Origin of the sequence: Plantactinospora veratri (assembly GCF_036421995.1) — a bacterium.
Taxonomy (GTDB): Bacteria; Actinomycetota; Actinomycetes; order Mycobacteriales; family Micromonosporaceae; genus Plantactinospora; species Plantactinospora veratri.
The window spans coordinates 31,966-45,571 of the sequence record NZ_JAZGQL010000021.1 but is presented as its reverse complement, the minus strand read 5'-3'; the positions used below and the strand labels follow the sequence as shown (position 1 = coordinate 45,571).

General features: G+C 74.9%; 10 protein-coding genes and 1 pseudogene. 4 read left to right on the top strand and 7 right to left on the bottom strand.

The window, feature by feature from the left end:
* Window positions 1–58: 58 nt before the first annotated feature.
* Genes V1634_RS24965 through V1634_RS24945 form a run of 5 tightly spaced genes read right to left on the bottom strand, consistent with a single transcriptional unit; the run spans window position 59 to window position 6,444 of the window.
* A complete protein-coding gene (locus V1634_RS24965) occupies window positions 59–1,723 on the bottom strand; it encodes a PfkB family carbohydrate kinase (RefSeq protein WP_407951847.1) in 1,665 nt (554 codons plus the stop codon).
* 11 nt (window positions 1,724–1,734) lie between these two features.
* The gene (locus V1634_RS24960; protein ID WP_331210321.1) at window positions 1,735–2,490 is read right to left on the bottom strand and encodes a D-sedoheptulose-7-phosphate isomerase; all 756 of its coding nucleotides are present in this window, start codon (window positions 2,488–2,490) and stop codon (window positions 1,735–1,737) included.
* Window positions 2,487–3,707 carry a glycosyltransferase gene (locus V1634_RS24955; RefSeq protein ID WP_331210320.1) on the bottom strand — a complete coding sequence of 407 codons (1,221 nt, stop codon included), beginning with the start codon at window positions 3,705–3,707 and terminating at the stop codon, window positions 2,487–2,489. The genes V1634_RS24960 and V1634_RS24955 overlap by 4 nt, the downstream gene beginning before the upstream one ends.
* On the bottom strand, window positions 3,692–4,669 hold the full coding sequence (locus tag V1634_RS24950) for a glycosyltransferase (protein WP_331210319.1): 978 nt from the start codon (window positions 4,667–4,669) through the stop codon (window positions 3,692–3,694). The genes V1634_RS24955 and V1634_RS24950 overlap by 16 nt, the downstream gene beginning before the upstream one ends.
* Entirely contained in the window at window positions 4,666–6,444 is a 1,779-nt protein-coding gene (locus tag V1634_RS24945; RefSeq protein ID WP_407951846.1) for an HAD-IIIA family hydrolase, read from the bottom strand. The genes V1634_RS24950 and V1634_RS24945 overlap by 4 nt, the downstream gene beginning before the upstream one ends.
* A gap of 280 nt (window positions 6,445–6,724) precedes the next feature.
* Between V1634_RS24945 and V1634_RS24940 the strand changes: the two are divergent.
* A pseudogene (locus V1634_RS24940) lies at window positions 6,725–7,489 on the top strand (polyprenol monophosphomannose synthase); the annotation flags it as partial.
* 788 nt (window positions 7,490–8,277) lie between these two features.
* On the opposite strand, the gene V1634_RS24935 reads toward V1634_RS24940, so the two are convergent.
* Window positions 8,278–9,879, bottom strand: coding sequence for a phytoene desaturase family protein (locus V1634_RS24935; RefSeq protein WP_331210317.1), 1,602 nt, complete (start codon window positions 9,877–9,879; stop codon window positions 8,278–8,280).
* Between the two features lie 119 nt (window positions 9,880–9,998).
* Here V1634_RS24935 and V1634_RS24930 point away from each other — a divergent pair, with 119 nt between their 5' ends.
* Complete coding sequence (locus V1634_RS24930; RefSeq protein WP_331210316.1) at window positions 9,999–11,438, top strand: aldehyde dehydrogenase family protein; 1,440 nt, start codon at window positions 9,999–10,001, stop codon at window positions 11,436–11,438.
* A gap of 102 nt (window positions 11,439–11,540) precedes the next feature.
* On the opposite strand, the gene V1634_RS24925 is transcribed toward V1634_RS24930, so the two are convergent.
* Window positions 11,541–11,963, bottom strand: coding sequence for a ChaB family protein (locus V1634_RS24925; RefSeq protein ID WP_331210315.1), 423 nt, complete (start codon window positions 11,961–11,963; stop codon window positions 11,541–11,543).
* 199 nt (window positions 11,964–12,162) lie between these two features.
* Between V1634_RS24925 and V1634_RS24920 the strand changes: the two genes are divergently transcribed.
* Complete coding sequence (locus V1634_RS24920; protein WP_331210314.1) at window positions 12,163–13,146, top strand: YihY/virulence factor BrkB family protein; 984 nt, start codon at window positions 12,163–12,165, stop codon at window positions 13,144–13,146.
* A 49-nt stretch (window positions 13,147–13,195) separates the two neighbouring features.
* Window positions 13,196–13,606, top strand: a complete 411-nt coding sequence (locus tag V1634_RS24915; protein ID WP_331210313.1) for a DUF2795 domain-containing protein — start codon at window positions 13,196–13,198, stop codon at window positions 13,604–13,606.

Below are 13,606 nucleotides of genomic sequence, written 5' to 3'. Positions count from 1 at the left end.
GACGAGAGGTCACCGGGCCGACCGGACAGGGCGCCACCGGCCCCGTCGAGACCGCCGCTCACCGGGTCCGTCCCACCGGTCGGCGGTCGGCCCTGGCCGCCGCGATCATCCCGGTGGTGGAGCGCCCGTCCAGATAGGGCACCACCACGGTGTGGCCGCCCCAGCGGTGCATGATCTCGGCCTCCGGCAGGTCCGGGCCGTCGGCACCGGTGCCGTAGTCGCCACCCTTGACCCAGATGTCCGGCCGCAGCCAGGCCAGCGCCGCGTGCGGGGTCGACTCGTCGAAGACGACCACCGCGTCCACGCAGCCGAGCGCGGCCAGCAGCCGGGCCCGGTCGGCGTGCCGGACCAGGGGCCGGTCCGGACCCTTGAGACCGGCGACGCTGTCGTCGGAGTTGACGCAGACCACCAGGCAGTCGCCGAGCTGACGGGCCGCCTCCAGGGTGGCGACGTGCCCCGCGTGCAGCAGGTCGAAGCAGCCGCCGGTGGCCACGACCGTGCCGCCGGCCGCCCGGACCCGGGCGACCACCTCACCGGCGGCCCGGGGGCCGATCCGGTCACTCCAGTCGACCGCCGTGATCGGCACGGTGTCCAGCTGGTGGGCACCGCCGGGCCGGTTCCGCCCCACCGCACCGGGCCGCCCCACCGCACCGGCACCGTCGCCGGGAGCCACCGGGACCGGCCCGTCGGGTACCGCCCGTGCGCCGTCCGGCCTCGGACCTGCCGTCGGTGCGGGCGTCGGACCTGCCGTCGGAGCGGGCGTCGGCCGGGGACCGTCGGGTGCCGCGCCGGGCCCGCCGGAGGCCGACCCCGCTCCGGTACGCACCGTCGCGCCCCGGGCCGGAGCCGCCGGTACGGCACTCGCCACCCCGCCCGCCGCCACGTACCCGGACGCCTCCGCCACGGCCTGCTGCACCGCCTCGGAGACCAGCGCCCCGGCGGCCAGTGCCACGGTGGCGGCGGCGGCGAACCGGTCACCGGCACCGCAGGTGTCGCCGTCGGCGCAGGTCGGTGGCGGCACCACCAGTGGCGTCGACCCGGCATGGCAGAGCAGCGCGCCCTCGCCGCCCATCGTCACCACCACCGCACCGACCCGCCAGCGCTGGCGCAGCGTCTGGGCGGACCGCGCCGCGCCGACCAGCCGGGAGCCGCCGGTCGCCACCCCGGCCAGCTCCCGGGCCTCCACCTCGTTCGGGGTGGCCAGCCGGACGCCGGGTACCGCCGCCGGGCCACGCGGATGCGGGTCCCAGACGATCGGGGCGGCGGTGCCGGCCAGTGCGGTACGCAGGGCCGACAGCCGGGCCACGCCCCGGCCGTAGTCGCTGACCAGGATCCCGGCCGCCCCGGCCAACAGGTCGAGTACGGCCTCGCTCGGCTCGCCGGGCGGTCCGGCCGGCCCACCCCGGTCGTGCCGGAGCAGCACCCGGCCCCGGGTACGCAACCGGATCTTCTCCGGCGTCGCCCCGGGCAGCGGCAGCCCGTAGACCTGCACCCCGGCGGCGGTGAGCAGGTGGCTCAGCCGGGCGCCTCCCTCGTCGTCGGCGAGCGCGGTGACCAGGGCGACCTCGTAGCCGCGTCCGATGGCGAAGAGCGCGGCCAGCCCGGCGCCGCCCGGCCGGTCGACGCTGTTGTTCTCGTCCAGCACCGGCACGGGCGAGTCCGGGCAGAGCCGGTTCACCACGCCCTCCACGTCCCGGTCGAGCAGCGTGTCGCCGACGACCACGATCCGCCCGGTCACGGCGCCTCCTCGGAGCCGGCCGGCCGGAGCGTGCCGGGCACCCGCAGCACCAGTTCGTCCTCGACCCCGGAGGGGCGTACCGGGGTGGCGCCGGCCGACCGGCCGGGACCGGTACCCGGCGGCGACGCCGCCACGCTGGCCACCGCCGGTGCCGGGCCGACACTGGCCGGACCGAACGGCACCGGCAGGTACGCGTCGACGTAGGCGCAGAGCACGTGCGCCGACACCAGGTGGAGTTCCTGCACCACCTGGCTGTCCGGGCAGGGTACGGCGAGCACCTCGGTGCAGGCGTCGGCGAGCGGGTTCGGCGTCGGGCCGGTCAGCGCCCAGCAGCGCATCCCCAGCTCCCGGCCGGCCCGGGCCGCCCGGACCAGGTTGGCGCTGCGCCCACTGGTGGAGAGGAGCAGCAGCACGTCGTCGGGGCGGCCGTGCGCGCGCACCTGCCGGGCGAAGACCTCGTCGAAGCCGTAGTCGTTGCCGATCGCGGTCAGCGAGGAGGTCTCGGCGCAGAGCGCGATCGCCGACAGCGGGGCCCGGTCGTCGCGCAGCTTGCCGACCAGCTCGGCGGCGAGGTGCTGCGCCTCGGCCGCGCTGCCACCGTTGCCGGCGACCAGGACCCGACCACCGCCGGCGAGCAGCCGGGCCAGCTCGTCGCCCCAGCGGGCCAGCCGGGCGGCCTCGGTCCGGTACGGCAGCAGTGCGGAGGCGAGCCCGGCCAGGTGGCTGTCCAGCACCTCCATCGACGCGGTCATCCGGCGACCACCCCGCTCGGCCGGCGCACCTCGCTGACCGCCGTGTAGACGGCCGCGATCTGGTCGGCCGTCCGGGTCCAGGAGTACCAGCGGCGGGCCCGGTCCAGCGCGGCGGCGGCGTACCCGTACCGGCGTACCCGGTCGGCGAGCAGGTCCCGGACCGCGGTGCCGAGCGCCTCCGGATCACGCGGCGGCACCAGGTCGCCGGTCTTCCCGTCCGCGACCGTGTCGGTGAGCCCGCCGACGGCGGTACCGACGACCGGCACCCCGCAGGCCATCGCCTCCAGCGGGGTCAACCCGAACGGCTCGTACCAGGGGGCGGCGACCAGTACGTCCGCCGAGCGGTACCAGTAGGGCATCTGCTCGCGCGGGACGGCGCCGATCAGGCGTACCCGGTCGGCAACCCCGACCTCGTCGGCGAGTGCCCGCAGCCGGCGGACCTGGGGGTCGTCGTCGACCTCGCCGGGCGGCGGCCCGCCGACCACCACGCACTCGGCCTCCGGGACCATCGGCATCGCCCGGATCACGTCCTGGTAGCCCTTCCGCTCCACCAGCCGGCCGACGGTGAGGATCCGGGGCCGGCCGGGCACCCGGGGCACGGACGGGCCGTCGGGCGAGAAGGTCGTGTCGTTGACCCCGGACGGGATCACCGTCACCCGGGCCTGCGGTACGCCCATCCGGACCAGCTCGCGGACCTCGTCCTGGCTCTGCGCGATGACCCGGTCGACCGCCCGGCCCAGCGCCCGCTCGTAGCCGACCCGGCGCGCCGGGCTGGTGTCGGCGGCCCCCTGGTGCCGCCGCTTCACCGTGCCGAGCGCGTGGTAGGTCTGCACCACCGGGATCCCGGTCTGCCGGCCGGCGGCGATCCCGGCCAGCCCGCTCATCCAGAAGTGCGCGTGCGCGACGTCCGGCACCCACTCGTCGCCGCGCCAGCGCGCCACCAGCCAGCGGCTGAAATCCTTCATGTACGGCAGCAGCTCGTCCTTGGCGATCGGGTGCGGTGGACCGGCCGGTACGTGCACCACCTCGACGCCGTCGCGCAGCCGTACCACCTCCGGCGCGTCGGCACTGTCCCGCCGGGTGTAGACCCGCACCTCGTGGCCGGCGTCGGCGAGCGCGGCGGAGAGTTCGGCGACGTGCGTGTTCTGCCCGCCGGCGTCCTCGCCGCCGAGTACCGCGAGCGGGCTGGCGTGCTCGGAGATCATCGCAACGCGCATAGTTCCTCCTCCAGCAACCGGTCCCAGTCGGTCAGGAACCGGTCCAGGCCGTACCGGGCCTGCGCGACCTCGCGGGCCTGTCCGCCGAGCTGGCGGGCGGTGTCGGGCTCCTGCACGAGCTGCCGGGTGGCCGCCAGCAGGGTGTCGAGCCGGGTGGAGAGCGCACCCGCCTCCGGCGGTACCGCCTCGACCGCCTCGGTGGCGGCGAGTACCACCACCGGCATGCCCATGGCCATCGCCTCGATCAGGCTCAGTCCCAGCGACGTCCATCGGCACAGGTGTAGGTACGCCCGCCGCCGGGCGATCTCCGCCTGCATCCGGCCCTGCGGCAGGTCGTCGTAGACGGCGAGCCGGTCGGCGGGCAGTCCCAACCGGTCGGGCAGCCCGGCCACGCCCATGCCGAAGACGTCCAGCGGGGCGATCTCGGCGAAGCGGGGCAGCAGGTCGGTGCCGGTGACCCGCCAGCGGCGTACCGGCTCGTTGACCACCACGGCGAGCCGGTCGAGTTCACCGGTGTACTGCGCGGTGGGTGCGACGATGCCGTGCTCGACGACGGTGGTCCGGGTGCCGCCGGTGTCCCAGTACAGCGCGTTGAAGTGCGTCACGTGTGCGATCAGCAGGTCGTCCCGGTCGGCCAGCGGGTGCCGGCTGTTCGGCACGTTCCCCTCTTTCGGGGTGTTGTGCTCGACGAAGACTGCCGGCAGGTCCCGGCCGACCTGTCGGCCCAGCCAGCGCGCCACCAGGTCGATCTCCTCCGGGCGTTGCAGGATCACCAGGTCGACGTCGGCACCGGCCAGCTCCTCCGGGGTCACCTCGTCGACGGTGTCCGGCCACTGGTAGGTGCGGGCCCGGCCCAGGCCGTAGGGGCAGCGGTCCGGGGTGACCGGGACGAGGTAGCGGTGCTTGCCGTGCACGAAGGCGGTGGTCCAGGAGCCGTGCACGTGCCAGAGCAGGATGTTCACGGCCGCACCTCCTCGACGCCGGCCAGCGCCGGGGTCAGGGGCGGCAGCGCGGCCACCGGCGGTGGTGCGGTCGGCGCTGCGCCGAGCAGCCGGACCGCCTCGACCACCTCGCCCGGCTCGATGCCGGACAGGCACGGATGCCCGGGTACCGGACAGGTGGTGGCCCGGGTGTGCCGGCAGCCGGCGGCGGCGGCACCGAGGCGTACGGTCGGCACCCGGTACGGCCCCCACTGTCCGAACGGGACGGTCGGGGCGAAGAGGCTCACCACCGGTACGCCGAGCGCGGCGGCCAGGTGTGCCGGCCCGGTGTTGCCGACGACCAGGCAACCCGCCCGGGCGATGATCGCGGCCAGCCCGGTCAGCGAGGTCTGCCCGCCCAGGTCGATCCCGGTACCCCCGGCGACCCGGGCGGTCAGGGTCCGCTCACCGGGGCCGCCGGTCACCACCACCCGGTGCCCGGCACCGGTCAGCGCCGCGACGATCTCGGCACAGAGTTCGGGTGGACAGGCCCGGGCCCGCACCGACGAACCGGGGTGCAGCACGACGTACCCCGGGTCGGGCAGCGCACCGTCGGCGGCAGGCGCGTCAGCCCCGGCGCGCAGCCGCAGTACCGGCTCGTCCCCTGGCGGCAGCACGAAGCCGGCCGCCGCCGCCAGCGAGAGCGCCCGCTCGGCCTCGGGGATCCCCGGCGACACCCGGTGCCGCACGTCGAGCAGCGAGCCCGGATAGTCCGGGCTGATCGCCGCGATCCGGTCCACCCCGGCCATCCGCAGCACCAGGGCGAGCGGCAGCGCGGACTGGTGGAAGGAGGTGAAGAGCACCGCCTCCTCGGCACCGGTCGCGGCGAGCCGGGCGGCCAGCCGGTCCACCTCGGCCCGGTCGACCGGACCCGGTTCCGGGTCGATCCAGGGCAGCCGCCACTCGACCAGCTCGTCGACCCCGGGCAGCAGTTCGGCGGCGGCCCGGCCACGCGGCCCGCAGAGCAGCACCACCCGGTCCGCCCCGGCCGCGACGGCCCGGATCGCCGGGCCGGTCACGAGTACGTCGCCGGCCGAGTCCGGCCGGGCCACCAGCACGCAGCGGGGGCGTCGACGCGGGACGCCCGCAGTCGGGCCGGCCAGGGCGGAGCGGTGCCGGCGCAGGATCAGGTCGACCGCACCGCGCAGGTCACCGGCGACCGCCGGAGCGGCGGCGACCTCGTCCGGCCGGGTCGCCGGGGTCGGTACCAGTACGCCGCTCGCCCCGGCCGCACCGGCCGCGGTCATGTCGGCGCCGATGTCGCCGACCAGTACGCAGCGGGTGGGTTCGGTACCGAGCGCGCGGGCCGCGCCCCAGACCATTCCGGGTGCCGGCTTGCGGCAACGGCAGCCCCGCTCACCCGGCGCCGGTTCGGCGTGCGGGCAGACCTGCCAGGTGTCGAAGGGGCCCAGAAGCTCGTCGACCCGGGCGTTCACCCGGGCCAGATCGGCGGAACTGAACCGGCCGCGGGCCACCCCGGACTGGTTCGTCACCACCCCCAACCGCAGCCCTGCGGCACGCAGCCGGTCGAGCGCCTCCCGGGCGCCCGGCATCGGTCGGACCAGGCTCGGATCCCCGTTGTACGGCACGTCGTACACCAGCGTGCCGTCCCGGTCGAAGAGCACCGCGTCGAACAGGCCGGCCCTGGCCCACACCCCGGCCGGGCCACCGTGCGGTGCCCCTGACCTGCACTGATGCGGGTCGACCTGGTCGTTGCGCACGGCCGGCGGGTTCCCGGGGGCAGGAGAAGTAAACATCAATTCGCCCCGGCCGGACGGGCGCGGCCGACCCGTCCGACGTCCCCGTCGGGCCTGCGGCGCAGCCCGGTCGTCGTCACCGGTCGGCATACCCCGGGCGGCTCGCCGCTATCCAGAGCCCGAACCGTTACCCGGGCCCTACATCGGTTTTTCCGGCCACCCGTACGGCGTTCACCGAGGTACGGGCCGGTTTTCCCCTCCCCGGCCCGTGTTGTGGCCCGCGCGCTACGTCAAGTTAGGCTTTGCCCTTGACCGCTGTCGGCCAACCGAGGATGCCCCGATGATCGAACCCGTACAGCTGCCCTCTCCCTGGCGGGACGTTCGCCTGACCGTCGTCGTCCCCACCTACAACGAGGCGGGGAACCTGCCTGTGCTGGTCGAGCGACTGCTCGCGCTTCCGCTGCCCGGGCTGCACATCCTCGTCGCCGACGACAATTCCCCGGACGGCACCGGCGAGGTGGCGGACAAGCTCGCGATCGAGCACCCGGAGCGGATCCAGGTGGTGCACCGGGCGGGCAAGGAGGGGCTCGGACGGGCGTACGTCGACGGGATGACCCGGGCCTTGGAGGCCGGTGCGGAGTACGTGGCGCAGATGGACGCGGACCTGTCCCACCCGCCGGAGGCGCTGCCCGGGATGCTCGGTTCGCTGCTCTCCACCCGGGCCGGTGTGGTGATCGGCTCCCGGTACGTCCCCGGCGGCCAGCTCGACGAGGCGTGGCCGCTGTACCGCCGAGCGCTCAGCGGTTGGGCCAACTTCTACGTGCACACGCTGCTCCAGGTGCGGATCCGGGACCTGACCGCCGGCTTCAAGATTTGGCGGGCGGACGCGCTGCGTGACATCGGCCTGCACCGGGTGCAGTCCAACGGCTACAGCTTCCAGGTCGAGATGCACTACCTGGCCACCAAGCTCGGTCACACCATCCTCGAGGTGCCGATCCGGTTCCAGGAGCGCCTGGACGGCGACTCGAAGATGACCACCGCGACCAAGATCGAAAGCGCGCTGATGCCGTTCAAGCTGCGCGGTCGGCACCGCAACATCACCCGGTTGCCGGGGGCTCCCCGCACGGGCGAGCTTCCGGTGCCGCACGAGGTCCCGCAGCCGCACGAGGTCCCGCAGCCGAACGAGATCCCGCAGCCGGACGAGGTCCCCGCGTCCAGCGAGATCACGGTGTCTGACGAGGTCCGGGAGTCGGTGAGGGTGCCGTCGTCGGACCAGGTGCCGGTGCCGGAGCCGATGAAGGAGCCGGAGCCGGAGCCGAGCGAGCTGACTGAGTCGCCGGAGGCCACGAAGCCGACCGAAGCCGCAGAGCTGGTCGAGGCCACGAAGCCGGCTGAAGTTGCGGAACTGGTCGAAGCCACGGAACTGGTCGAGGCCACGAAGCCGACCGAAGCCACGGAACTGGTCGAGGTCACGAAGCCGACCGAAGCCACGGAACTGGTCGAGGCCACGAAGCCGGCAAGGACCAGGCGGCCGGCAAAGGCCACCAAGGCAGCGGCCACCAAGGCGACGGCGACCAAGGCGACGGCGACCAAGGCAGCGGCGACCAAGGCAGCAAAGGCCACGAAGTCGGTGAAGGCCACGAAGGCCGTCAAGGCCGCGAAGCCGGCCGAGGCCACGGAGGGAACGGCGGCCGCCGAGCCGGCGCAGGTCACCGAGGCGACCAAGCCCGCCGGATCTGAGGTAACCGGTCCCACCGACAAGGTGCCGTCGCCGACACCGGCCAAGCGCAGCCGACCTCGGCCGAGCGCGAGCCGCGCGGGCCAGGCGAACGGCACGGGTCAAGCGAACGGCACGGGCCAGGCGAACGGCGCGGGCCAGACGAACGGCGCGGGTCAGGCGTAGACGGCGCGCTGCGCCCGGGCGAGCACGGCGGCGTACGCCTGGCCGGTCAGGGCACGGTCCCTGGCGAGTGCCGCCCGGGCGGCGTTCGCGCCGGGGCCGCCGTGCACCCCGGCGCCCGGATGCGCCGACGCGCTGGCCAGGAAGAGCCGGTCGACCGGGGTGTCCGCCCGGCCCAGCCCGGGCACCGGGCGGAGGAAGAGTTGCTGGTAGGCGGCGGCCGTACCGCCGCCCACCGCGCCGCCGACCAGGCTGGGATTGCCGCTCGCCAACTCGGCCGGCCCGGCCACGTGCCGGGCCCTGACCAGCCGGCCGAAGCCGGGTGCGGCCCGTTCCAGCACCGCCTCGATCCGCTCGACGTGCGTGCCGACCTCCTCCGCCCGCCAGTTCCGCCGGAACGGCAGGTGGGTGTAGGCCCAGAGCGACCCGGTACCGGCCGGTGAGCGGCTCGGGTCCGCCACCGTCATCTGCCCGGCCAGCACGAACGGGTCGGCCGGCAACTCGTCCTGGTGCAGCGCGGCCGCGTACCGGCGCAGGTCGGCGAGGTCGCCGCCGAGATGTACGGTGCCGGCACCGGCGACCGCCGGGTCCCGCCACGGCACCGGCCCGGTCAGCGCCCAGTCCACTTTGACCGTGGAGCCGTCCCAGCGGAAGTGCGCCAGATCCGCCACCAGCCGGGGCGGCAGCCGCTCCGCCCCGACCAGGTCGAGGAAGAGCGCCGGGGCCGGCACGTCGGCCAGTACCGCACGGCGGGCCCGCCACAGCAGGCCGTCGGCCGAGCGGACCCCGACGGCCCGGTTCCGGGCCACCAGTACCCGGTCGACCGGAGTGCCGGTCCGCACCCGGCCGCCCCGCTCGCGCAGCCGGGCCAGCAGCGCGTCGGTGATCCGCCCCGCCCCGCCGACCGGTACCGGCCAGCCCACCTGCTGCCCGAGCATGGCCAACAGCCAGCCGTACACCCCGGAGCCGGGCTCGTCCGGGGCGAGGTCGGTGTGCAACGCGCAGCCGGTCAGCAGGGCCGGCCCACCCGAGCCGGCGAAGAGTTCCGCCCCGAGCCGGGAGCTGGGCAGCACCAGCCGGCGGGCCAGCCGCAGCATCCCGGCGGTACGCAGCCGGCGGGCGAGCGCCAGGCCGCCGCGTACCGGTGGGAAGGGGCTGAAGAGCGCGTCGAGCAGGGGCGCGGAGATCTGCCGCCACTGCGCGTACGCGTCGAGCCACCGCTCGCCGTCACCCTCGCCGAACCGCGCCACGGAGGCGGCGGTGACCTCGGGGTCGCGGTTGAGCAGCACGGCACCGTCGTCCGGGAACAGGTGCGCCAGCACGTCCGGCGCGTGCCGCCACACCAGGCCGTGCTCGTCCAGCCGGAGGCGGCGCAGCACCGGCGAGGCGTAGCCGAGCGGGTAGAAGGCGCTGTAGAGGTCGCTGAGATAGCCCGGGGCGGTCACCTCGGCCGACCGGACCGCTCCGCCCGGCTCGCCGGTCGCCTCCAGCACCAGCACGTCCCACCCGGCGTCCGCGAGCAGGTTCGCCGCGACCAGGCCGTTGTGCCCCGCTCCGACGACGACCGCGTCGGCGGTGTCCCCGAGCACCGTCACCCGAGCACCCTATCCCGGCCCACCCTGGTCGCCCCGCCACTGTCTCGGACCGACGAGGCGCCCGGTTACGGGTGCGGCGGGATAGTTTGGACCGCCCGGACCGGGGCAAACTGCGCTCCATGTATCAGGTGCAGCAACTCATCGCCGGAGTCTGGGACGGCAGCGGCGACGCCGGATGGTTGACCGTGGTCGACCCGGCCGACGGTACCCCGGTCAGCCGGGTACCGGTGGCGACCGCGGCCGAGGTCGAGGCGACGGTCAAGGCGGCCCGGGCGATGGCTCCCCGGTGGGCCCGGACCTCACCCGCCGACCGGGCGGCCGCGCTGCGTCTCGCCGCCGACGCGATCGAGGCGTCCGCCGACCGGCTCGCCGAGGCGGAGACCGCCGAGATGGGCCGGCCGCTGGCCGCCGCCCGTGCCGGGGTCCAGGCGGGGGTGTCGACGCTGCGTCAGTACGCCGAACTCGCCCCCGTGCGCGGCGGCCGCACCCTCGGCGGCGACGCCGAGGCGATCGACCTGATGGTGCCGCAGCCGCGCGGCGTGGTCGCCGTCGTCACGCCGTGGAACGACCCGGTCGCGGTCTCCTGCGGCCTGCTCGGCGCGGCGCTGGCCACCGGGAACACCGTCGTCTACAAGCCGAGCGAGCGGAGCACGGCCAGCGGTTGGCTGCTCGCCCGACTGCTCGACGAGCACCTGCCCTCCGGGGTGCTGTCGCTGCTGACCGGCGGCGCCGAGGTGGGCGCCGCGCTCGCCGGGCAGGAGGTCGACGTGGTCGCGCACGTCGGTTCGACCGCCACCGGCCGGTCGATCGCCGCCGCCTGCGCCCGCTCCGGCGCCAAGGCCCTGCTGGAGAACGGCGGCAGCGACCCGCTGATCGTCGACGGCGACGTCGATCCGCTCTGGGCGGCCGAACAGGCCGCGACCGGTGCCTTCGCCAACGCCGGGCAGCTCTGCGTCGCGGTGGAGCGGATCTATGTGCTCCGGCCGGTGTCGACCCGGTTCCTCGCCGCCCTGGTGGAGCGGGCCGAGGCGCTGCGGTCGGGGCCGGGGCGCGACCCGATCACCGAACTCGGGCCGCTGGTCGACCGGCGGCACCGCGACCAGGTGCACGGGCAGGTCCGGGCCGCGGTCGCGGACGGCGCCACCGTGCTGACCGGCGGTACCGTTCCGGACGGACCAGGTTCCTTCTACCCGCCGACCGTACTGGCCGAGTGCACCGACCAGATGGCGGTGATGCGGGAGGAGACGTTCGGTCCGGTCGCCCCGGTGATGGTGGTGGACTCGTTCGACGAGGCGCTGTCCAGGGCGTCGTACTCGCCGTACGGGCTGGCGGCGACGGTGCTCACCGGGTCGATGAACCACGCGCAGCGGGCCTGGCGGGAACTCCCGGTCGGCACCGTGAAGATCAACGCCGTCTTCGGCGGCGCACCGGGCGGGGCCGCCGAGCCCCGGGGCGGCAGCGGTCAGGGCTTCGGGTACGGCCCGGAGCTGCTCGACGAGCTGACCGTCACCAAGGTGGTGCACATCGAGGGGCCGGGCGGGGACGGCGGCCGGTGGTGAGCCGCCCGCACACCCCGCCCCACCCCTACCCTGGCTGACCTGCGCATCCGGCTGACCCCGGGCAGCCAAGCGCCCGGGGCCAGCGACGGCTGCGGCGGCGGGTCACCGGCGGTTGCGCGCCTTCTCCCGCCCGCGGGACGCGGTGGTCTTCCGGTTGTTCGCCTTCTGGATCGCGTCGACCAGCTCGGCCTTGGTCATCCGGGACCGGCCCTTGACGTCGAGCCGCTTGGCCAGGTCCATCAGGTGCTCCTTCGGGGCGTTGGCGTCCACGCCACCGGCGGTCGGTGCGCGCCGCGCCGGTCCACCGCCGGCCGCCTGCTCGTCGCTCGGGCCCTTGCGCCCCTTCGGCTCCCAGTGGTCGCCGACCTTCTCGAACGAGTGCTTGAGCGCGGCGAACGCGGTCCGGTGCGACCGCTGCCCCTCGCCGTACGTCTCGACCGCCGAGTCGTGGGTCTTCGCCCAGGTGTCCTGGGCCTTCTGCGGCGAGCGTCGCAGGGTACTGGGCAGAACCTCGCGTCCGGGCATGATCTTCCTCCTCCGGATCGTTGTTCGTCTCCCTGGTTCGGTTTCCCGAGCCACCGTCGGCAAACCCGGGCACGTGGCAGCCCCGGGCCTGCTCTGCGGCGCCGCAGAGTTTGTCCATTTCCCGCCCGGGGTACCGGGCAGCGCAACCCGCCGGGGCGCGACCGCGAGCCCGGCCGGCCCCGCCGACTAGGGGGCGAACATGGCGTCGACCACCGAACCGGTCCCCGCGGCACCCGAGCGGGACCGCCACCTCCCGGGTCAACTGCGCCAGTTGCACTGGTCGACCTGGCGGGGCGTACTGTTCCGCAGCGTCCGAAGCTTCCTGGCGGACAACTGCGCCGACTGGGCCGCCGCGCTGACCTACTACGGGGTACTGGCGCTCTTCCCCTCCGCGATCGTGATCGTCGCGCTGGTCGGCCTGGTCTCCAACGGAGAGCAGACCATCGACACCATCGCCGGACTCGCCGCGGACGTCGGTGCCGGCTCGGTGGTCGCCAACGAAGGGGTCCTGAACGTGCTGCGGGACGTCGTGGAGAGCCAGGGGTCGGCCAAGGTACTGCTCGGCTTCGGTGTGGTGGCCGCACTCTGGTCGGCCTCCGGCTACGTCGGCGCGTTCACCCGGGCCTCCAACGCCATCTACGGGGTCGCCGAGGGTCGGCCGTTCTACCTGCTCCGTCCGCTGCAACTCGGGCTGACCGCGATCGCGCTGGTACTGCTCGCGGTGGTGGCCGCCGGGCTGATCGTGAGCGGCCCGGTCACCGACGCGGTCGGCGACGCGCTGGGGCTCGGTGACGCGCCCCGGACCGCCTGGACGGTCGCCAAGTGGCCGGTCCTGGTCGCCATCATGATGCTGCTGCTCTCGCTGCTGTTCTGGATCGCCCCGAACGTGCGGCAGCCCAGGTTCCGCTGGCTCACCGTCGGCGGCACCGTCGCCCTCGCCTCCTGGGCCGTCGTCTCGGCCGGCTTCGGCTTCTACGTCTCCCGCTTCGACTCCTACGACGTCACCTACGGCAGCCTCGGCGCGATCATCGCCTTCCTGGTCTGGCTCTACCTCTCCAACTGCGCGGTGATGCTCGGGGTGGAGATCAACGCCGAGGTGCAGCGCGGCCGGGCCCGCCAGGGCGGCGCCGAGGACCCGGTGGAGCCCGCGCTACCGCCCAGGTCGCCGGCGGACGACGCTTGACGTACCCGGATCCCGTTTAGCGCGATTCCCCTCGGGTAGCGCATCAGACATGGAACGTGGGAACAGCAAGCACGGCCCCCGCCTGGACGAGCAGATGGACCGGGAGGTGCAGGGTGCGGTGCAGGGCTCGGTCGGCGGACGCGCGGAGGAGTGGCGCGACCCCGAGCCGGCCGGCGAGGACCAGCCCGGCCTGACCAGGGCGCCCGGCAACGACACGCGCACGGGTGTGCCGCAGGGGATGACCTCGGAGGAGGTCGAGCAGCGCAGCCGGCTCGGCCGGTTCATCCCGCTCTCCGCGCTGCCCGGTGACCGGGACGGCCTGCGCCGCAGCGCCGAGGAGAACGAGGCGCCGGACGACATCCTGGCCGAACTGGACCGGCTGCCCCCGGGTACCCAGTTCCAGACCGTCTCGGAGGTGTGGGCCGCACTCGGACACCCGAACGAGACCCGCCGCTGGTGA

Bases quoted from the DNA above. Each gene is read 5' to 3' on its own strand.
- V1634_RS24960 (WP_331210321.1), bottom strand. From the start codon at position 2,490: ATGACCGCGTCGATGGAGGTGCTGGACAGCCACCTGGCCGGGCTCGCC.
- V1634_RS24955 (WP_331210320.1), bottom strand. From the start codon at position 3,707: ATGCGCGTTGCGATGATCTCCGAGCACGCCAGCCCGCTCGCGGTACTC.
- V1634_RS24945 (WP_407951846.1), bottom strand. From the start codon at position 6,444: ATGTTTACTTCTCCTGCCCCCGGGAACCCGCCGGCCGTGCGCAACGAC.
- V1634_RS24930 (WP_331210316.1), top strand. From the start codon at position 9,999: ATGTATCAGGTGCAGCAACTCATCGCCGGAGTCTGGGACGGCAGCGGC.
- V1634_RS24925 (WP_331210315.1), bottom strand. From the start codon at position 11,963: ATGCCCGGACGCGAGGTTCTGCCCAGTACCCTGCGACGCTCGCCGCAG.
- V1634_RS24920 (WP_331210314.1), top strand. From the start codon at position 12,163: ATGGCGTCGACCACCGAACCGGTCCCCGCGGCACCCGAGCGGGACCGC.
- V1634_RS24915 (WP_331210313.1), top strand. From the start codon at position 13,196: ATGGAACGTGGGAACAGCAAGCACGGCCCCCGCCTGGACGAGCAGATG.